Origin of the sequence: Streptomyces sp. NPDC017225 (assembly GCF_044331465.1) — a bacterium.
In the GTDB taxonomy this organism is placed as follows: domain Bacteria; phylum Actinomycetota; class Actinomycetes; order Streptomycetales; family Streptomycetaceae; genus Streptomyces.
This window is the reverse complement of sequence record NZ_JBIRNE010000006.1, coordinates 413,140-432,710: the sequence shown is the minus strand read 5'-3', so window position 1 is coordinate 432,710 and position 19,571 is coordinate 413,140. Positions and strand designations below refer to the sequence as shown.

Genomic DNA, 19,571 nt, shown 5'->3' with positions numbered 1-19,571 from the left:
ACTGCTGCCTCCCGTAGGAGTCTGGGCCGTGTCTCAGTCCCAGTGTGGCCGGTCGCCCTCTCAGGCCGGCTACCCGTCGTCGCCTTGGTGAGCCATTACCTCACCAACTAGCTGATAGGCCGCGGGCTCATCCTGCACCGCCGGAGCTTTCGACCATCACGGATGCCCGTGATGGTCAGTATCCGGTATTAGACCCCGTTTCCAGGGCTTGTCCCAGAGTGCAGGGCAGATTGCCCACGTGTTACTCACCCGTTCGCCACTAATCCCCACCGAAGTGGTTCATCGTTCGACTTGCATGTGTTAAGCACGCCGCCAGCGTTCGTCCTGAGCCAGGATCAAACTCTCCGTGAATGCTTTACATCACGGGAGCGGAACAGTCGGAGGAATAATCCGACCGTTCACAGCGTCCTCGCTGTTGTGTTTCAAAGGAACCTCAACCCGATCAGAGATCCGATCAGGTCGGGGTATCAACATATCTGGCGTTGACTTTTGGCACGCTGTTGAGTTCTCAAGGAACGGACGCTTCCTTTGTACTCACCCGAGAGACTCTCTCAGGCTTTCCTCCGGGCGCTTCCCTTCGGTCTTGCGTTTCCGACTCTATCAGATCTTTCCGATCCGATTTCCTCGGTGCTTTCCAGGTTCTCGCTTTCGCGTTTCCCTTTCCGGCGGTTCCGACTTTATCAGAAGTTCTGAGCCGGTCTGACCGGCTGTTCATTTCCGATTCATCGGGAGAGTGCTTCGCCGAATTCAATGATCCGGAGTGAAGCAGATAGGCACTCACGGTTGCCTTCTGGGGTGAACCCATCTCCAGGCAACTGTTCGAATCTACCTCCCCGCCAGCTCCGTGTCAACGGCTCTTGCGGGAACGAAGAGGACACTAGCAGCTCACCGGGGGCGGACGCACATCAGGCGGCCGTCGGCACGGCGGCGCTGCGCTCGGCCGCCTCCACGTCGCCCGTGTCACCGGCGCGCACCGCACGGGCGCCCAGGACGTAGACGTAGGCGAGGAAGGCCAGCTCGGCGACGACTCCGATGGTGATGCGGGCCCAGGTGGGCAGGCCGGACGGGGTGACGAAGCCTTCGATGGCACCGGAGACGAACAGGACCAGGGCGAGGCCGATCGCCATGCCGATGGCGGCTCGTCCCTCCTCGGCGAGGGCGGTGCGGCGGGTGCGCGGGCCCGGGTCGATGACGGTCCAGCCCAGACGCAGACCGGTGCCGGCGGCCACGAAGACCGCGGTCAGTTCGAGCAGGCCGTGGGGCAGGACGAGGCCGAGGAAGGTGTCGAGGCGGCCGGCCGACGACATCAGGCCGAAGCCGACGCCGAGGTTGAGCATGTTCTGGAACAGGATCCAGAGGACGGGCAGGCCCAGGAAGACGCCCAGAATCAGGCAGAGCGCGGCCGCCCAGGCGTTGTTCGTCCAGACCTGTGCGGCGAAGGAGGTCGCGGGGTGGCTCGAGTAGTACGCCTCGTACTGGCCGCCGGGGCGAGTGAGCTCACGCAGCTCGCTGGGCGCCGCGATGGTGGACTGCACCTCCGGGTGGGTGCCGATCCACCAGCCCAGGAGTGCCGCGACGGCGGTCGACAGGAGGGCCGTGGGGACCCACCAGTGGCGTGCCCGGTAGACGGCGGCCGGGAACTGGTGGGTCAGGAACCGAGTGACGTCGCGCCAGGAGGCTCGACGAGCTCCTGTCACGGCACTGCGCGCGCGTGCCACCAGTTGGCTGAGCCGTCCGGTCAGTTGCGGGTCGGGCGCGCTGGACTGGATCAGGGAGAGGTGGGTGGCCGTGCGCTGGTAGAGGGAGACGAGCTCGTCGGTCTCGGCGCCGGTCAGTCGGCGCCGGCGCCGGAGCAGGGCGTCGAGGCGGTCCCACTCCGCGCGGTGGGCGGAGACGAAGACGTCGAGGTCCATCGGTGTGCCTGCTCCTCGGCTATCGTCGGCGGCTCGTCGTGGATCAGCTTGTCGTACTGCGGCGCGGTGTGTCCTCAGCTTGGCAGACTGGCGGGGACGGGGGCAGTCAGGGAAGGGCGGCAGGCGTGAGTGAGCTGGTGACGGGCGAGGCGGTGGCGCTGGAGCTGCGCCCCGCGAGACTGCCCAGCAGGGCGCTGGCCGTTCTGCTCGACCTGGCGGTGGCCGTGGCCGTCTATGTGGCGGTGACCGTCGCTCTGATGGTCTCCACCGCCTCACTGGACATGGCCGCGCAGACAGCGATATCGATCGCGGCTTTCGTCCTGGTGCTCGTGGGAGGGCCGATCGCGGTGGAGACGCTCAGCCATGGGCGGTCGCTCGGGAAGATGGCTTGCGGTCTGCGGGTGGTGCGGGACGACGGCGGGCCGATCCGGTTCCGGCACTCGTTGGTGCGGGGCTTGATCGGGGTGATCGAGATCCTCATGACGTTCGGCGTCGTCGCCTGTATCGCCTCTCTCGTGTCGGCGCGGGGGCGGCGGCTCGGTGACGTGTTCGCGGGGACTCTCGTCGTACGGGAACGCGTGCCGGTGTCGACGGCGGGCTTCATGCCGCCTCCTCCGCCCTGGCTGGCGGGGAGGTTCTCCGGGCTCGACCTGTCCGCCGTACCCGATGATCTGTGGCTCGCCGTCCGTCAGTACCTGACGCGGATGGGGCAGCTCGATCCCCGCGTCGGCTGGAGCATGGCGGAACGGCTCGCCGCCGATGTGGCGGCTCGTACGGGTGCTCCGGCGCCGGAGGGTGTTCCACCGGCGGCCTATCTGGCGGCGGTTCTGCACGAGCGGCAGGATCGGGAGGCCCGGCGGGCGTTCGGGGGTGGTGCGGTCGCTGGCGGCCCCACAGGCCGCATGAGCAACACGGGCCACATGGATGGCGCGGGCCACACGGGCCATATGAACGCCATGGGCCAGACGGTGGCGGGGCCCGTCGGTTCGCCTCCGCCGGCTTCCCCGGAGGCGTCGCCGGTGCTGCCGCCCGCGGTGAATCCCTTGGTGCCGCCCGCCGCGCCTTCGCCGGGGGTCCGGCCCGAGGCGTCGGAGGACGCTCCGTCGGACGCCCGTCCCGGCACCGGGTTCGTGCCACCCGCGTAGGGCGGCCTCCGCACGCGGCCTCGCGGCGCTTGCCGGCCGACGTGGCTCACGGGAACACGGACGGCGGTGACTCCAGGTCCTCCAGCTCCAGGCCGGGGGCCGCGAGAACAACGTCGCCGGCGATGTGCACGGCATGCTGCTCACCTGTGTCCAGGGCTGTGACCTGGTATTCGTCCACGACGAGGGGGCCGTTGTCAGTGGCGTGTGCTTCTCTGTCGATCAGGGCCCAGGACTGGTCCACGGTGCGGGGGGCGAGGACCGGGTCGGTGAGGGCGACGAGGCGTACGCGGGTGGCCGAGGCGGAGGGGGTGAGGCGCAGGAGACGGGTGACCGCGACGAGGAAGGCCGGGGAGGTGCCGGTGAAGGCGTGGGCGGGCACGTTGCCTTCGGTGGCGTGGACTCCGGTGGGGTCGGTACGGACCCAGGTGACGCCGTCGATGGCCGCACCGCGGACCTGCCAGCTCGCGGCCTGGAGTTCGAGGCGGATGGGCCGGCCGAGTTCGTCGAGGGCGAGGTCGACGGAGCCGTGGTGGTCTCCGGCGGGTGTGGTCAGCCGGGAGACGTAGCGCCAGCCGGAAGGACCGGGGGCGCACTGGAAGTGTTCTTCCGCGAGGGGGGTGTGGTCGTGCGGGTCGTGGAGCGAATAACGGCCGCGGGGCATGGTGGTCCTGGGTCGTGACGGGCTGCTGGTCCGGCCGCTGAGGCGCCAACGGGGCAGGCCCCCGGCACGGGGGTGCGGGGGCCTGTCGCGGAGGAGCCGGGAGTCGGCCGAGGGGCGCGTCTGTGCACGGACGCGCCCCCGTCGGCTGCGACGCGGGCTCGCTCAGTAGCGGTAGTGGTCCGCCTTGTACGGGCCCTCGACCTTGACGCCGATGTAGTCGGCCTGCTCCTTGCGGAGCGTGGTCAGCTTGACGCCGAGAGAGTCGAGGTGCAGGCGGGCGACCTTCTCGTCGAGGTGCTTGGGCAGCACGTAGACGTCGGTCGGGTACTCGTCGGGCTTGGTGAACAGCTCGATCTGGGCCAGGGTCTGGTCCGCGAACGAGTTGGACATGACGAACGACGGGTGGCCGGTCGCGTTGCCCAGGTTCAGCAGGCGGCCCTCGGACAGGACGATGAGGACCTTGCCGTCGGGGTGGGTCCAGGTGTGGACCTGCGGCTTGACCTCGTCCTTGACGATGCCGGGGATGGCGGCGAGGCCGGCCATGTCGATCTCGTTGTCGAAGTGGCCGATGTTGCCGACGATGGCCTGGTGCTTCATCTTGGCCATGTCCGCGGCCATGATGATGTCCTTGTTGCCGGTCGTGGTGACGAAGATGTCGGCCTTGTCGACGACCTCGTCCAGCGTGGTGACCTGGTAGCCGTCCATCGCCGCCTGGAGGGCGCAGATCGGGTCGATCTCGGTGATGATCACGCGGGCGCCCTGGCCGCGCAGGGACTCCGCGCAGCCCTTGCCCACGTCGCCGTAGCCGCAGACGACGGCGGTCTTGCCGCCGATCAGCACGTCCGTGGCGCGGTTGATGCCGTCGATCAGGGAGTGGCGGCAGCCGTACTTGTTGTCGAACTTCGACTTCGTCACCGCGTCGTTCACGTTGATCGCCGGGAACAGCAGGGTGCCGTCGCGGTGCATCTCGTACAGGCGGTGGACGCCGGTCGTGGTCTCCTCGGTGACGCCGCGGATCTCGGACGCCAGCTGGGTCCACTTCTGCGGGGTCTCGCTCACCGTGCGGGTGAGGAGCTCGAGGATGACGCGGTGCTCGTCGGACTCGGCGGTGTCGACCGAGGGGACCTTGCCGTCCTTCTCGTACTCGACGCCCTTGTGGACGAGGAGGGTGGCGTCGCCACCGTCGTCCAGGATCATGTTCGGGCCGCCGGTGGGAGTGTTCGGCCAGGTCAGCGCCTGCTCCGTGCACCACCAGTACTCGTCCAGGGTTTCGCCCTTCCAGGCGAAGACGGGGATGCCCTGCGGGTTGTCGGGCGTGCCGTTCGGGCCGACGGCGATGGCGGCGGCCGCGTGGTCCTGGGTGGAGAAGATGTTGCAGGAGGCCCAGCGGACCTCGGCGCCCAGGGCTACCAGGGTCTCGATGAGCACAGCGGTCTGCACGGTCATGTGCAGGGAGCCGGTGACGCGGGCGCCGGCGAGGGGCTGGGCCTCGGCGTACTCCCTGCGGATCGCCATGAGGCCGGGCATCTCGTGCTCGGCGAGGGTGATCTCCTTGCGGCCGAACGCGGCCAGGGAGAGGTCGGCGACCTTGAAGTCCTGCTGGTTGTCGACAGTCGTCATTACGGGCTGCTCCTCGGGTTGGGTCGAGGTGGGTACGGCTGACCTGCGCGGCGGCGGACACAGGGGTGCCCCGAAGAGGACACAGGCATGCCCGCGTGCGCGCAGCGCAGTCCGTCGGAGGCCCTCTCTCCCTCGGCCGGTCCGTACTGGACCGCCCGACCGCCATCAGCAGCGACGTCTGGCTCCGTCCCAAGCTACACCGAGGGCGCCCGCCGCCCCCAGTCCGCCTCCGAACACTTCAGGTCGTTCTCGAGGAGGAATGGAGTGAGGAGTCACGGGGTGGCGTGGGGGGCGGACGCAGGCGGGGCCCGCCGGGTGGACCGGCGGACCCCGTCGGGCGTGGGAGGTGCGGTGTCAGTGGGCGGCGGGCGGCGTGGCCGGGCCGCCGGGGGACGCCTCGCGGTCCGGGCCCCTGGTCGCCTCGGACTCGCTGTAGATGTCCGGTTCCAGGTAGATGACGCGGGCGATCGGCACGGCCTCGCGGATACGGGCCTCGGCGGTGTCGATCGCGGAGGCGATCTCGGTGGCCGTGCCGTCGTGGCGGACGGCGATCTTGGCGGCGACGAGCAGCTCCTCGGGGCCGAGGTGGAGCGTGCGCATGTGGATGACGCCGGTGACCGTGTCGCCGGCGACGATCGCGGCCTCGATCCGCTGGGCCGTCTCGGGACCGGCGGCCTCGCCGAGCAGCAGGGACTTGGTCTCGACGGCAAGGACCAGCGCGATCAGGATGAGCAGCACGCCGATGCACAGGGTGCCGATGCCGTCCCAGACACCGTCGCCGGTGAGCAGGGCCATACCGACGCCGCCGAGGGCAAGGATCAGGCCGACGAGGGCGCCGAGGTCCTCGAGGAGGACGACCGGCAGCTCGGGGGCCTTGGCGTGGCGGACGAACTCCTTCCAGGACTTCTGTCCGCGCAGGGCGTTGGACTCCCTGATGGCGGTCCGGAAGGAGAAGGCCTCGGCGATGATCGCGAAGATCAGGACGCCCACCGGCCAGTACCAGTGTTCGATCTCGTGCGGGTGCTTGATCTTCTCGTAGCCCTCGTAGAGGGCGAACATGCCGCCGACCGAGAAGAGCACGATGGAGACGAGGAAGGCGTAGATGTAGCGCTCGCGGCCGTAGCCGAACGGGTGCTGGGGGGTGGCCTCGCGCTCGGCGCGCTTGCCTCCGAGGAGCAGGAGTCCCTGGTTGCCGGAGTCGGCGAGGGAGTGCACGGACTCCGCGAGCATCGATGACGATCCACTGAAGATGAAGGCCACGAATTTCGCTACCGCGATCGAGAGGTTGGCGAACAGTGCCGCCACGATCGCCTTGGTTCCGCCTGACGCGCTCATGTGTCGCGTTGTCCCTTCGCGTTCGTCTGCGTCCGTACGCCGGTGGGGGCTCGGCCGGTCGCCGGCTCTGCCCCTCCTTGGCGGTGCGTCATTGTTGCAGCCCTCGCGGGCCCCGACATGCCGGTTGCCCCGTCGTACGCCCGTCAGGCCTGCGTCAGGCGAGCACGGTGGCCCGGAAGAGGGTGCCGGATCCCGACACTTCGGTCTTCTCGCCCGCGGGAACGAAGACGGACCGGCCGGGCGCCAGTTCGTGTTCGCCCGTGTGTACGGTGCCGGCCGTGCAGAGCAGGATCTGCGGGGTGGGCAGGGTGAGGTCGTGGACGCCGGAGCCGTCGGGGAGGACGTGGCGGGACAGGCGGAACTCGTCGATCGGGGTGTCGTAGACCTCTTCGCCGTCGGGGGACGCCTCCGGGCGGAGGATGCCGGGGCCGCCGGCCTCGAAGCGGACGATGCGCAGCAGTTCGGGGACGTCGACGTGCTTGGGGGTCAGGCCGCAGCGCAGGACGTTGTCGGAGTTGGCCATGATCTCGACGCCGAGTCCGTCGAGGTAGGCGTGCGGGATGCCGGCGCCGAGGAACAGGGCCTCGCCGGGCTGGAGCCGGACGTGGTTGAGGAGCATCGCGGCGAGGACACCGGGGTCGCCGGGGTAGTGGTGGGCGATGCCGGCGTAGGGGGCGTAGGCGCCGCCGAGCCGGTCGCAGGCGGCCGCGGTCTCGGCGACCGTGCGGGACATCTCCTCGGGGTCGGCCGTGAGGATCGCGGTGAGGACCTCGCGCAGGGCGGCGTCCTCGGGGTGCGCGCGGAGCAGGTCGACGTAGGGCTTGAGGGAGGCGACGCCGAGGCCGTCGAGCAGGTCGGCCGTCTCGGCGGGGGCCCGGAAGCCGCACAGGCCGTCGAACTCGGTGAGGGCGCAGACCAGTTCGGGCTTGTGGTTGGCGTCCTTGTAGTTGCGGTGCGGGGCGTCCAGGGGGACGCCCCGGCGCTGCTCGTCCTCGTAGCCCGCCCTGGCCTGGGTCAGGTCGGGGTGGACCTGGAGGGAGAGCGGGGCGCCGGCGGCGAGGAGCTTGAGGAGGAAGGGCAGCCGGGGGCCGAACTTGGCGACGGAGGCGGCGCCGAGTTCCTTCTCGGGGTCGGCGTCGACGACCTCGGCGAGGGTGCCCCGGCCGGTGCGGGAGGGGGCGCCGGGGTGGGCTCCCATCCACATCTCCGCCTGCGGTTCGCCGGTCGGCTCGGTCCCGAGCAGGGTCGGGATCGCGGTGGTGGAACCCCAGGCGTAGGGGCGGACGGTGTTGTCGAGGCGGTCCATGGGCTCTCTCTGCCGGTGCGTGCGCGGTGCGTGTTCTGGTACGTGACTCTGTTGCGTGGCGCCGAGGTGCGCGTCCTGGTGCGTGGCGCTGGTGCGTACGAGATCGTGCGTGGCGCTGGTGCGTACGAGATCGTGCGTACGACATGTGTACGGAACGGTGCGTACGGGATCAGGCGCCCGAGGCGAGCGCCAGGTAAACGGCGGCGAAATCCGTGACGGCGATCAGTTCGGCGAGGGTCTCCAGTTCGCCACCGGCTTCCGGCTCCAGTTCGCTGATCGGCGTGTCGTGGCCGAGGGCCAGTTCACGGGCGCCCGGGGCGGCGGTGAGGCCGCCGCTGGGGCGGTCGCGCAGGAGCACCACGCGCGCGTGCAGGGCGGGCGCCTCATCGACGCGGTCGCGGAAGAAGTCGTCCGGGTCGGCGCCGGCGGCGAGTTGGCCGGCGAGCAGGGCGCTGTGCGCGGCGAGTGCCTCGGGCAGTTCGGCGACGACGGCCGGGGTGCCGGCCAGTTCGGCGAGTGCGGCGGCGAATCGGCGGCCCGCCGGACCGGCCGAGGTGCCCTCGGTCCAGATGACCGGGAGGGAGTCGGCGAGTTCGGACGCCAGGGTCTTGGCGGGGTTGCTGTACGTCACGATGGCCGGCCCGCAGCGCTCGGCGACGCGGTCGAGGCGGTCGGCGACCTTCTCGATGGCGTCGGGCGGTGCGTCGAGCAGGGCGGTGCGGTCCAGCAGCGCGAGGAGCGGGGTGAGCAGTGCCCACAGGACGCCGGGGGCGGCACCGGCGAGGGGTTCGTCGTGGTCGTAGGGGGCGGTCGCCATCGGGATGAACAGGCCGTGCGAGCCGTTCACCGACTCGCCGAGCGGGGAACGGGCGGGGGCGACGGCGACCACCGTGCAGCCCCGGCGGTAGGCCTGTTCGGCGAGCAGGGCGAGGCCCGGCTCGGTGCCGTCGGGGGTGGCGATCAGCAGGAGGTCCACGGAACCGGCCCAGCCGGGCAGTTCCCAGCGCAGGGCGCCCGCGGCGGGGGCGACGCCGGTGGGGGCGAGGCGGGTGACGGGGCTGCCGGCGCCGGCGAGGGTGCCGAGGAGGTCGGCGGCCTGGGTGGCGGCCGCGCCGGGGCCGGCGATCAGGACGGCGCGGGGGCGTCCGTCCGGCTTGAGGTTGCCCACTCCGGCCTCGGCGGCGTGCCGGGCGGCGGTGCGTACGCGGGCACCGGCCTCGGCGGCGCCGCGGAGCAGGCCGCGGCGGTCGGCCTCGGTGAGGCGTTCCGGGGCGTCGAGGAGCGATTCGTCGAGCATGGCGGCAGTCTCCGATCGCCGGATGCGTTCGTGTTCGGGTACGCGGGTCGCCTGGCCGTGCGTGGGCCCTCGGCTACTCGGGGCGGCGGGCCTCGTCGACGAGGAGGACGGGGATGCCGTCGCGGACCGGGTACGCCAGGCCGCAGTCCTGACCGGTGCAGATCAGCTCCGCGTCCCGCTCCTCGAGGGGTGCGTGGCAGGCCGGGCAGGCGAGGATCTCCAGGAGGCCGGCTTCGAGCGGCATGGGGGTTCCCTTCGGGGGCGGTTCGGCTTGTGCGGATGTGCTGGTCAGGGTACCGCCGGTGGAGGGCGGGTGTGGGGCGCCGCCCCTGCGGCCCCGGCGGGGGCGGCCCCCGCCGGCCCCGGGGCTGTGCCCACCGGCCGCCCGACTCGGCCGGCTGAGCTGAAGGGTGAGCCGCCCCCTCACGCCCGGATGATCGCCAGCGCCTCGTCGCGGACCTTCGTCATCGTCGCCTCGTCCCGTGCCTCCGCGTTCAGGCGCAGCAGCGGCTCGGTGTTGGAGGGGCGGACGTTGAACCACCAGTCGGGGGCCGTGACGGTGAGGCCGTCCAGGTCGTCCAGGGTGACGTCGTCGCGGCCCTCGTACGCGGTTCTGATCGCGGCGAGGCGGGCGGCCTGGTCGGCGACGGTGGAGTTGATCTCGCCGGAGCCGGCGTAGCGGTCGTACTGGGCGACCAGGGCGGACAGCGGGCCCTGCTGGCCGCCGAGGGCGGCGAGGACGTGGAGGGCGGCCAGCATGCCGGTGTCGGCGTTCCAGAAGTCGCGGAAGTAGTAGTGCGCGGAGTGCTCGCCGCCGAAGATGGCGCCGCTCCTGGCCATCTCGGCCTTGATGAAGGAGTGGCCCACGCGCGTGCGTGCCGGGGTGCCGCCGTTCTCCCGCACGACCTCCGGCACGGACCAGGAGGTGATCAGGTTGTGGATGACCGTGCCCTTGCCGCCGTTGCGGGCGAGTTCGCGGGCGGCCACGAGGGCGGTGACGGCGGACGGGGAGACCGGGTCGCCGTTCTGGTCGACGACGAAGCAGCGGTCGGCGTCGCCGTCGAAGGCGACGCCGAGGTCGGCGCCCTCCTCGCGGACGCGCTTCTGGAGGTCGACGAGGTTGGCCGGGTCGAGCGGGTTGGCCTCGTGGTTGGGGAAGGTGCCGTCCAGTTCGAAGTACATCGGCACGAGGTCGAAGGGCAGGCCGGCGAAGACCGAGGGGACGGTGTGGCCGCCCATTCCGTTGCCCGCGTCGACGACGACCCTGAGGGGACGGATGGCGGTGAGGTCGACCAGGGAGCGCAGGTGGGCCGCGTAGTCGGCGAGCGTGTCACGCCGGGTGACCCTGCCCGGACGGGACGACGGCTGCGGGGGGCCGGAGGCGCTCCACCGCTCCACGGACTCGCGGATCTCGGCGAGGCCCGTGTCCTGGCCGACGGGGGCGGCACCGGCGCGGCACAGCTTGATGCCGTTGTACTGGGCCGGGTTGTGCGAGGCCGTGAACATGGCGCCCGGCAGGTCCAGCGCGCCGGAGGCGTAGTACAGCTGGTCGGTGGAGCACAGGCCGATCTCGGTGACGTCGGCGCCACGGGCGGTCGCCCCGCGCGCGAAGGCGCCGGACAGGCCCGGGGACGAGGGCCGCATGTCGTGGCCGACCACGATGGCGTCCGCGCCGGTCAGCTCGACGAAGGCCGCGCCGAACAGCTCGGCCAGCGACTCGTCCCACTGGTCCGGGACCACACCGCGTACGTCGTACGCCTTCACGATCTGCGACAGATCAGCAGCCACGGCCAACCTTCCTGAAAGTCCTGTCGGAGCCCACAAACTACCCGCAACCGCCGACGGGGTGCCGGGGGGTTCCCGAAGGTCAGGGCAGCATCCAGCCCAGGACCGGCGTGGACTGCCCGACCACGATCAGGCACATCACCAGCAACAGCCCCAGGCTCCAGGGCAGCACCTTGCGCAGCAGGTCGCCCTCGCGGCCCGCGAGGCCGACGGCCGCGCAGGCGATGGTGAGGTTCTGCGGGGAGATCATCTTGCCGAGGACACCGCCCGAGCTGTTGGCGGCGGCGAGCAGCTCGGGCGACAGACCGGACTCCCGCGCGGCGGTCACCTGGAGGGCGCCGAAGAGCGCGTTGGCCGAGGTGTCGGAACCGGTGACGGCGACGCCGAACCAGCCGAGCACCGGTGACAGGAAGGCGAGTCCCGCGCCGGCCGCCGCGACGAAGTGGCCGATGGTGGCGGCCTGGCCGGAGAGGTTCATGACATAGGCGAGGGCCAGCACGGAGGTCACGGTGAGGATCGCGTAGCGCAGTTCGCGCACGGTCGCGAGCCACTCCCTGACCGCCACGCGCGCGTGCACGCCGAGCACGCCGAGTACGACGGCCGTGGCCAGGCCGGCGAACAGCACGAGCGTGCCGCCGGTGGAGACGATCGGCCAGGAGAAGACGTTGCCGCCGACCGGGTTCCCCTCGGGGCCGGCGACGTCCAGGAACGGCCAGTCGTAGGTCTGGGTCGACCGGGCCAGCCAGTCCTTGACCGCCGGGATCTGGGCGACGGAGAAGACGGCGACGATCAGCGCGTAGGGCGCGTACGCGCGCAGGACCTCCCGGCCGGGGTCCCGCTCGTCCAGTTCCTCGCTGCGTACGCCGGTCAGTACGGAGGCGCGTACGGGCTCGGGGGCGGGTTTGCGGGACCGCGGTACGGCGACCAGGGCGCCGGCGCCCAGGAGTGCGGCGCCGATGTCGGCGAGCTGGGCGGAGAGGTAGTTGGAGGCGACGAACCGGGCGAGGGCGAAGGCGACCCCGCAGGCCATCGCGGGCACCCAGGTCTCGCGCAGCCCGCGCCGCCCGTCCACCAGCGCGACCAGCAGCAACGGGACGACGAGTGCGAGCAGGGGCGTCTGGCGGCCCACCACGGAGGCGACGTCGTCCAGCGGCAGCCCGGTGACCTGGGCCAGCGTCACCACGGGGGTCCCCATCGCGCCGAAGGCGACCGGTGCGGTGTTGGCGACCAGCGCCACGACCGCCGCGCGTACGGGGTCGAAGCCGAGGGCCACGAGCATGACCGCGCAGATCGCGACGGGTGCGCCGAACCCGGCGAGTGCCTCCAGCAGGGCGCCGAAGCAGAAGGCGACGACCAGTGCCTGGATGCGCGGGTCGTCGGACAGCCGTCCGAAGGAGCGGCGCAGGATGTCGAAGTGCCGGGTGTGCACGGTCATCCGGTAGACCCACAGGGCGTTCACGACGATCCACAGGATGGGGAAGATCTCGAACACGGCGCCCTGGACGGCGCTGGAGGCCGTCTGGTCCAGCGGCATGCCGTAGGCGAGCCAGGCGACGAGTACGGGCCGCCAGGAGGCCCGTGAGGCCCGCCAGATGCGCCTTCATCCGGACGCCGCCCAGCAGGACGAGGACGATCACCAGGGGCAGGGCCGCCACCAGGGCGGACAGTCCGAGCGAACCGGCGACGGGTTCCAGTTCCTGCACGTACACGGGCGCCTCCCCGGATTCCGCTATGCGAAAGGGATTTCTCGCGGCTTCCGGAATGGCCGTGTCCGCGACAATGGGCCGTCAATGGGTGTGCGGCGACGGATGCGGTGAAGGTGGCGAGACCGACCCGGAAGGGGTGGGCTCAGTTGTCCGGCGAGCGCAGTACGCGCAGATGGCCGCGGCGCGCGACCTCCATCGGATCGGCCGCCCTCGGCCCGCCGCCGGCCTCGGCCGCCCGCTCCTGGGGGCGGGCCGCCTCGCGCACCGCGTTGGCGAGCGCTTCCAGGTCGTCGCCGCTGGGGCGGGCCGGGGCCGAACCGTCGAGAAGGCGGACGACCTCCCAGCCGCGCGGGGCGGTGAGGCGCTCGGAGTGCTCGGCGCACAGGTCGTAGCAGTGGGGTTCGGCGTAGGTGGCGAGCGGGCCGAGCACCGCGGTCGAGTCGGCGTAGACGTACGTCAGCGTCGCGACGGCGGGACGACCGCAGGCGGTGCGCGAACAGCGACGTACAGGGCTCACGATGTTGGACGGTACCGCACTCTTGAGCGGGCCGCGACGACTCTCCACCGGGTCACACCACCGTGTCGTGGTGCGAAACGCCCGGCGGGGCCCTCCGGACACACCTCGTTGACCTGCGGTGACAACGGTTTTCGGGATACCGGACGACCTCGGAAGCGGTCACGACCTGATACAAACAGCGACATTTCCCTCGAGTTCCACGGTCACGGAGAGATACGGAATCGAGCCCGACCTTGGCTGGAACGGTCATCCGGCGACATGCGGCGCGGGGGGCCCGGGCGTGGTGCGGTGTGCGTGTGCGGACCGGCGCGCGGACCGTGCGGGGACTACCCTTCAGCAGTGATGGACAACCCCGTGACGCCCCGTGATGCCGGCCGCCCAGGGCCCCGCCGTCGTGATCGCCACGGTCGGGGCATGCGCGGACCGGTCGCGCCTCCGCAGGTACCGCTCGCCGCGAGCCGGGGCGAGTTGTTCGCGGACCTGGTGCAGGACTCCGTGGAGCGCCTGGAGCGCCGGTGGCCGCAGCTCGCCGACATCGATTTCCTCGTCCTGGACGTGCCGCGGCTGGACGCCGCCGCCGGATCCGGGGAGGTGTGGGACGACGAGGCGGTCCCGCTCGGGGGGACGGTGCCCTCGCGGGACGGGCGGCGGGGACGGGTGGTCGTGTACCGGCGGCCGGTCGAGATCCGGACCAAGGGGCGGGACGAGCGTGCGGCGCTGGTCCACGAGGTCGTGGTGGAACAGGTCGCGGAGTTGCTGGGGTTGACGCCGGAGACGGTGGATCCCCGGTACGGGGAGGACTGAGCGGCGGGGACCGAGGGGGAAGTGCGCCGCGGGAGGCCGCCCCGGACCACGTCCGACGGCGGCCGGGGGCCGGCCCTGTGCGCCTCCCGCGGTCGCGGACGACCGCGGGCCGGGCGGCCCGGCTACCTCTGCAGTACCGACAGATCCTGGTCCGCGTTCGGCACCGAGACCGTTCCCCGGTCGTCGGGGAGGGTCTGCACGGTGAAGGACGCCACGTCGTCGTCCTGCCCGGTCAGGGTGCGGGACGCGTGGAGCGGGCCGCCCGAGACGGTCTCGACCGTCAGCGCGTAGGTCCCCTTGAGGCCGGCGGGGACCGGTGCCTCCACGTCCTGGGTCGTGCCGCCCTTGACCGTGTACGTCTTGGTCGCCGTCGTACCGCCCTCGGTGCCCGCCGACGCGGTGACCTTGACCTTCGCGCCCTTTCCGGGGGCGGTCAGGGACAGTGTCGTGCTCTTGGCGCGGTTGTCCGCGACCGTCGCGCGCGCCCCGACCGGGTCGGAGGCCGGGATGAACGCCGACTCCTGTTCGCCGCCCTTGCCCCGTACGACCCGGACCGCCGCCACGACCGGCACGGACCCGCTCGTCGGCGTCAGCACCAGCGACCCCGCCTCGCCCCGCGTGACCTCGCCCAGGTCGACGCCCGTCGTCATGCCCGCCTTGACGCGCACCGTCTCGTGCCCGGCGGGCGTGATCAGCCCGGACGGCGAGGCGAGCCGCACCTTCAGATCGGCGTCGGTGCCACCGGGCGTGAACAGCACCAGGCGTACGGCGGTGGCGTCCTTGGGGATGCCCGGCAGCACCAGGTCGCTCGCCGGGTCCGCGGCCGCGGACAGCCAGTCGCCGCCCGTCTTGTCGTCCAGGGCCTGGACCGCGGCCCCGACCCGCCCGCTGCGCACGCCGACGTGCACCGTGAGGTCGGTCTGCTCCTCGTCGCTGAGCGTGGACAGCAGGAGCGACTCGCTGCCGCGCGGTGGCACCGTGATGCCCTCCCCCACCGTCGACTTCAGGGCTCCGTCCTTGCCGTAGAGCTCGATGTCGACGACGGCCGCCGAGTCGTCCGGGTTCGTCAGGTGCACGTAGTCGGTGCGGCTGGTCGCCGTGCTGGCGCCGGGGAACCAGAAGTCCGTGTCCGGGGCGGTGCAGTTGACGCCCTGCAGGCCCCGGCCCGTCCCGGCGGCGACCTCGGTGGTCTGCTGGACCGTCCAGCCGGGCGCGTAGCCCCCCTCCGCGGTACCGACCAGGGCGGGGGTGCCGGCGCCCGAGGTCTCGCCGGTGACCGGCGTGCCGGGCGCCTTGGGCTGTACGACGGGCTTCTCGGCCTTCTCGTCCTGCTTCTCCTCCGACTTCTCGCCGGTCTTCTCGTCCTTGGTGGCTCCGGCCGTGAGTGCGGCCTCGCCCTTCTCGTCGGCGCCCTTGGTGACGGGCGTGAAGGACGTGTACGAGGTCTCGGCGAGGTCGGAGGTGCTGGGCGCCGGGCACAGCAGGCTGGTGCGCTCCACGGGCAGCCGGGCGGCCGGCCTGGCGGTGTCCGCTCCGGTGGCGTCCGGTGTGGACACCGCCGCGAACCCGGTGACGGCGGCGAGCGCGGTCGCGCCGGCGAACAGGGACAGGGTGGTGCGCTTCACTGCTGGCTCCCGTCGGGACGTTCACTGCCCGTGCCGTGGGGGTGGTGGGGCTGGGAAGGGTCGTACGACGCGTCGTATCCGCCCTGGCCGTACTCCTGGCCGTAGGCGGGGTCGTACGTGCCGGACTGGGACGGGTCGGCGTAGGCGGCGTACGGGTCGTACTGGCCCGCCTCGTACTGACCGGCCTGGCCGCCCTGGTCGCTCTGACCTCCCTGGCCGCCCTGACCGGCCTGGCCGCCCTGATAGGCGTCCGCCTGGTACGGGTCGCCCTGGTACCCCTGCTGTCCGTACGCGCCCGGGTCGTACTGCTGGGCGCCCTGGTACTGCTCGCCGCCGTACGTGCCGTAGGAACCGTACTCGGCGCCGGCGTACCCCGCCGAGTCCCACTCGCCGTACGCCGGCTGCTGCGGGACCGGTACGGGGGCCTGCCCGGGCGGGCCGGCCTCCTCGATGGCGTCCGGGGTCCCGGTCACCGGGTCGGTGCCGTCCTCGGCCTCCGCCTCGGCCTCGGCCTCCGCCTGGGCGCGCAGGCGCCGGGCCCTGCGGCCTTCGCCTTCGAGCGCCTCGGCGGGGACGACCGGCTCGTCGGGCAGGTCGTCGTCGACGTCGCGGCGCCTGCCGGGCAGGGCGAGGACGACCAGGACGACGGCGAGGAGACCCTGGGCCCACAGCCAGAGGGTGTGGGTGAAGGGGGCGTCGTAGGTGACGTCCAGTTTCCCGCCGGAGGCGGGGAGTTCGAAGCCCTGGGCCCAGCCGTCGACCGTGGTGCGGGTGAGCGGCTCGCCGTCCAGGGTGGCGGTCCAGCCCTCGGCGGCGGTGTCGGCGAGGCGCAGCACACGTCCCTCGGAGCCGGACGGGATCTTGGTGTGGATCTCGACGGGCCCGGCCGCGACGGGCTGCGGCTCACCGGCTCCGGAGCCGGCGTCGGAGCCGGCACCGTCGTCCTCGCCGGGCACGATGGTCGCGCGCGCGACCTCCTGGTCCACCCGCCACAGCCCGCTGCCGTCCTGCTGGCTGAGCCGGCTCATGCCGGGTGTCGCGTCCAGGACCCGGGTGACCTCGCGGGGCGCGCCCTTGTGTACGAGGACGTAGCGCACGGCGAAGCCGCCGAGCTGGTCGGCCTGGTCGGCGCCGGAGCCGGCCACGAGGTTGGCGACGATCTTGTCGAGTCCGCTGTTCCCACCGTCCTGGGCGGCCAGTTCGCCGTCGCCCAGGCGGGCTCCGGAGCCGCGGACCAGCATGTACCTCACGTGGGCCGCGGAGTCGCTGTCCAGGACGAGGGTGCGGGCCTGGTCGCGGGTGCGGCTCTCCTCGGCGACGAACGCGGGCACCTGGACGGGGTCGCGTCGCTCCAGGGGCCCGTCGGCGCCCCTGATCATCCAGCCGGTGGCGGCGATCAGCGGGCCGACGGCACAGGCGAGGGCGATCAGGGCGGCGACGGGCTGACGCCAGCCGAAGCTCTGCTCGGCCACCCGGGAGCGTGCCCCGTCGGCGCCGAGCGTAGCGGCGGACAGCAGGGCGATGCCGTGGACGAGGGTGGCGGGTCCGGCCCAGGCGGAGCGGTTGGAGAGCACCGCGAAGACCAGGGCGACCAGGGCGACGGCCCAGGCCGTGCGGACGCCCAGCTGCCGTTCCGAGCGCAGCAGGGCGGCCAGCGCGGCCAGCACGATGCCGAGGAGGACCAGCCCGCCGACCGTGCCGGGGCCGCCGGGGCTCGCCCCGAGCAGGTCGAGGGCGGAGGCGGCCGAAGCGCCGTACTCCAGTCCGGCCTCGTCGAAGAAACCGAACGGAAGCAGCGACAGCGACCAGGGGGCGAGGAGCAGCAGCGGGGTGCCGAGCTGGGCGAGGAAGCGCGGTCCGTACGCCGTGATGTCGCCCCGGCGCAGGGCCAGGACGCCGACGCCGAGGAGCAGCGCGAGGGGCCACACGACGGGTGTGAAGGCGGTGGTGATCGTCAGCAGCAGCGCGTACGCCCAGGTGGCGCGCCAGCTGCCGCGGGTGCCGGACGAGCGTGTCAGGCCGGCCGCGGCGGCGCCCGCGCGTGCGATGAGCGGGAGCAGTACGGCCAGGACGGCGGTGCCGACGCGGCCGCCGGCGAGGGCGCCGGTGGCGGCGGGCAGGAAGGCGTAGGCGACGGCCGCCCAGGCGCGCAGCAGCCGGGAGGTGACGAGCGGGCGGGAGGCGAAGTACGCGGTGACGCCCGCCAGCGGCACCGAGCAGACCAGCAGCAGGGTGACGGCGAGTCCGGTGGAGCCCAGCAGCAGGGTGGCGAGCGTGGCGACGATCGCGAGGTAGGGCGGCGCGGAGGCGGTGCCGCCGGTGCCCACGGTGTGCCAGGCGTCCGTGTACCGCGACCACAGCTCGCCGGCGCCGGCCGGGGCGGGCAGCAGCGCGCCGCCCGCCAGCGCGCCGCCGCCGAACAGGGCGCGACAGGCGGCGAGGGAGACGAGCAGCAGCACGACGAAGAGCAGCGGGCCGGGTTTGCGGGCGACGCGCTTGAGGCGGGCGAACTGCTCCACCTCGAGGAAGTCGGCGTCGTCGCCGCCGGGTCCGGACTCGATGGCACCGCCGTGCCGTCCGGCGCCGGGGGCCGTCTCGGCGTCGGAGCTGCCGGCCAGGTTGCCCGCGACCTGTTCGACGGTGACGCGGATGGTGGCGCCGGGGGGCGGGAACAGGGGGCGCAGTTCGTCCTTCTCGACCTGCGGGCGACCGCGTTCGCGCCGTCCGGCGATGATGCGCTCGGGGCGCAGCAGGACGCCCAGCAGGCCGCGGATCTCGTCGACGGCCTGTCCGGGGACCTTGCCGACGAGGTAGGCGAGGGTCCGCAGCAGGGTGCCGACGACGATGCGCAGCAGCACCCAGGGCAGGGCGGCCGTACGGACGTTGACGAGGAGGGTGTGGACGGCGCCGGCCTTGTCCACCTTGTGCGGGGAGGCGGTGGTGCGGCCCGCGCAGTCGACGGCGCGGCGTTCGCGGGAGGCCGCCTCGGCGTGGCGTACGACCGCCTCGGGGGCGACGAGGACGCGGAGTCCGGCGGCGTGCGCGCGCCAGCACAGGTCGACGTCGTCGCGCATCAGCGGCAGTCGGCGGTCGAATCCGCCGAGCCGCTCGAAGACGTCACGCCGGATCAGCATGCCGGCGGTGGACACGGACAGGACGGACCGGACGTGGTCGTGCTGGCCCTGGTCCTGTTCGCGGCGGTCCAGGCCGGTCCAGCGGCGGCCGGAGTTGGCGATGGAGACGCCGACCTCCAGCAGTTGCCGGCGGTCGTACCAGCCGCGGAGCTTGGGGCCGACGACGGCGACGTCGTCGCGGCCGAGGTCGTACTCGTTGTCCACGACGCGCAGCAGCTGGGCCAGGGCGTCGGGTTCGGGGGCGCAGTCGTCGTGCAGCAGCCACAGCCACTGCACCGGTTCTCCGTGGGGAAGCTCCGGCAGGTCGTACGTGTCGTCGCGCCAGGTGTGGGTGACGGGGTCCCAGCCGCTGGGCCGCCTCAGGTACGACAGGTCGTCCGGAGTGAGGAGGGGAGCGGTGCGGGCGGCCTCCTCGACGGCCTGGCCGAAGCCGGTGCGCCGGGCGAGATGGAGCACCCGGTCGTCACCGAGGGCCTCGGTGACCAGCCGGGCGGAGTCGTCGGCGCTGCCGGTGTCGGCGGCCACGGCGTACTGGACGGGGCGCTCCTGGCCGAGCAGCCCGGCGAGGGCGTCTGGCAGCCAGCGGGCTCCGTCATGGGCGACGAGGACCGCGGTCACCACGTGACGCGGGAACTCAGGTGTGGCAGCGAGGTCTTGCTGGGCTGCCGTGTGGCTGTGCACGGACATCGAGGTACGGGCCCCGGTTCGGTGGACTGCGGTGGA

13 protein-coding genes, 1 rRNA gene and 1 pseudogene are annotated in these 19,571 nt (G+C 72.4%); 2 read left to right on the top strand and 13 right to left on the bottom strand.

Annotated features, from left to right (window positions below; all coding sequences use genetic code 11):
• Both ACH4NX_RS17500 and ACH4NX_RS17495 read right to left on the bottom strand, forming a co-directional pair.
• Positions 1-351: ribosomal RNA gene (locus ACH4NX_RS17500) — 16S ribosomal RNA — on the bottom strand; the annotation flags it as partial.
• A gap of 554 nt (positions 352-905) precedes the next feature.
• Entirely contained in the window at positions 906-1,913 is a 1,008-nt protein-coding gene (locus ACH4NX_RS17495; RefSeq protein ID WP_351388701.1) for a stage II sporulation protein M, read from the bottom strand.
• 125 nt (positions 1,914-2,038) lie between these two features.
• Here ACH4NX_RS17495 and ACH4NX_RS17490 point away from each other — a divergent pair, with 125 nt between their 5' ends.
• A complete protein-coding gene (locus ACH4NX_RS17490) occupies positions 2,039-3,058 on the top strand; it encodes an RDD family protein (RefSeq protein ID WP_351388703.1) in 1,020 nt (339 codons plus the stop codon).
• A 46-nt stretch (positions 3,059-3,104) separates the two neighbouring features.
• Here ACH4NX_RS17490 and ACH4NX_RS17485 read toward each other — a convergent pair whose 3' ends face one another.
• From ACH4NX_RS17485 to ACH4NX_RS17445, 9 genes and pseudogenes are all read right to left on the bottom strand, one after another.
• Positions 3,105-3,719, bottom strand: a complete 615-nt coding sequence (locus ACH4NX_RS17485) for a hypothetical protein (RefSeq protein ID WP_351388706.1) — start codon at positions 3,717-3,719, stop codon at positions 3,105-3,107.
• A 162-nt stretch (positions 3,720-3,881) separates the two neighbouring features.
• Positions 3,882-5,339, bottom strand: a complete 1,458-nt coding sequence (gene ahcY / locus ACH4NX_RS17480) for an adenosylhomocysteinase (RefSeq protein ID WP_351388708.1) — start codon at positions 5,337-5,339, stop codon at positions 3,882-3,884.
• 354 nt (positions 5,340-5,693) lie between these two features.
• Positions 5,694-6,674: a cation diffusion facilitator family transporter gene (locus ACH4NX_RS17475; RefSeq protein ID WP_351388711.1), complete on the bottom strand. Its 981-nt coding sequence runs from the start codon at positions 6,672-6,674 to the stop codon at positions 5,694-5,696.
• Positions 6,675-6,828: 154 nt separating this feature from the next.
• On the bottom strand, positions 6,829-7,980 hold the full coding sequence (gene manA, locus ACH4NX_RS17470) for a mannose-6-phosphate isomerase, class I (RefSeq protein ID WP_398127666.1): 1,152 nt from the start codon (positions 7,978-7,980) through the stop codon (positions 6,829-6,831).
• Between the two features lie 169 nt (positions 7,981-8,149).
• Positions 8,150-9,277, bottom strand: a complete 1,128-nt coding sequence (locus ACH4NX_RS17465; protein WP_351388716.1) for an SIS domain-containing protein — start codon at positions 9,275-9,277, stop codon at positions 8,150-8,152.
• A gap of 73 nt (positions 9,278-9,350) precedes the next feature.
• Entirely contained in the window at positions 9,351-9,521 is a 171-nt protein-coding gene (locus tag ACH4NX_RS17460; protein ID WP_003975784.1) for a Trm112 family protein, read from the bottom strand.
• Positions 9,522-9,700: 179 nt separating this feature from the next.
• Complete coding sequence (locus ACH4NX_RS17455; protein ID WP_398127665.1) at positions 9,701-11,065, bottom strand: phosphomannomutase/phosphoglucomutase; 1,365 nt, start codon at positions 11,063-11,065, stop codon at positions 9,701-9,703.
• A 79-nt stretch (positions 11,066-11,144) separates the two neighbouring features.
• Positions 11,145-12,771 (bottom strand): annotated as a pseudogene (locus ACH4NX_RS17450) (L-lactate permease).
• A gap of 139 nt (positions 12,772-12,910) precedes the next feature.
• Positions 12,911-13,333 (bottom strand): DUF3499 domain-containing protein, encoded by a 423-nt coding sequence (locus ACH4NX_RS17445; RefSeq protein ID WP_345596365.1) that lies wholly within the window; start codon positions 13,331-13,333, stop codon positions 12,911-12,913.
• A gap of 294 nt (positions 13,334-13,627) precedes the next feature.
• On the opposite strand from ACH4NX_RS17445, the gene ACH4NX_RS17440 reads away from it, so the two are divergent.
• The gene (locus tag ACH4NX_RS17440) at positions 13,628-14,089 is read left to right on the top strand and encodes a metallopeptidase family protein (RefSeq protein ID WP_351389359.1); all 462 of its coding nucleotides are present in this window, start codon (positions 13,628-13,630) and stop codon (positions 14,087-14,089) included.
• A 122-nt stretch (positions 14,090-14,211) separates the two neighbouring features.
• Here ACH4NX_RS17440 and ACH4NX_RS17435 read toward each other — a convergent pair whose 3' ends face one another.
• Together ACH4NX_RS17435 and ACH4NX_RS17430 are read right to left on the bottom strand one after the other, a co-directional pair.
• The gene (locus ACH4NX_RS17435) at positions 14,212-15,714 is read right to left on the bottom strand and encodes a DUF5719 family protein (RefSeq protein WP_398127664.1); all 1,503 of its coding nucleotides are present in this window, start codon (positions 15,712-15,714) and stop codon (positions 14,212-14,214) included.
• Positions 15,711-19,535: a glycosyltransferase family 2 protein gene (locus tag ACH4NX_RS17430; RefSeq protein WP_398127663.1), complete on the bottom strand. Its 3,825-nt coding sequence runs from the start codon at positions 19,533-19,535 to the stop codon at positions 15,711-15,713. The genes ACH4NX_RS17435 and ACH4NX_RS17430 overlap by 4 nt, the downstream gene beginning before the upstream one ends.
• Between the last annotated feature and the right edge of the window lie 36 nt (positions 19,536-19,571).

Excerpts from the sequence above, each read along its gene's own strand:
- manA (WP_398127666.1), bottom strand. The coding sequence starts at position 7,980 with ATGGACCGCCTCGACAACACCGTCCGCCCCTACGCCTGGGGTTCCACC.
- ACH4NX_RS17440 (WP_351389359.1), top strand. The coding sequence starts at position 13,628 with ATGGACAACCCCGTGACGCCCCGTGATGCCGGCCGCCCAGGGCCCCGC.
- ACH4NX_RS17475 (WP_351388711.1), bottom strand. The coding sequence starts at position 6,674 with ATGAGCGCGTCAGGCGGAACCAAGGCGATCGTGGCGGCACTGTTCGCC.
- ACH4NX_RS17485 (WP_351388706.1), bottom strand. The coding sequence starts at position 3,719 with ATGCCCCGCGGCCGTTATTCGCTCCACGACCCGCACGACCACACCCCC.
- ACH4NX_RS17465 (WP_351388716.1), bottom strand. The coding sequence starts at position 9,277 with ATGCTCGACGAATCGCTCCTCGACGCCCCGGAACGCCTCACCGAGGCC.
- ACH4NX_RS17460 (WP_003975784.1), bottom strand. The coding sequence starts at position 9,521 with ATGCCGCTCGAAGCCGGCCTCCTGGAGATCCTCGCCTGCCCGGCCTGC.
- ACH4NX_RS17430 (WP_398127663.1), bottom strand. The coding sequence starts at position 19,535 with ATGTCCGTGCACAGCCACACGGCAGCCCAGCAAGACCTCGCTGCCACA.
- ahcY (WP_351388708.1), bottom strand. The coding sequence starts at position 5,339 with ATGACGACTGTCGACAACCAGCAGGACTTCAAGGTCGCCGACCTCTCC.
- ACH4NX_RS17495 (WP_351388701.1), bottom strand. The coding sequence starts at position 1,913 with ATGGACCTCGACGTCTTCGTCTCCGCCCACCGCGCGGAGTGGGACCGC.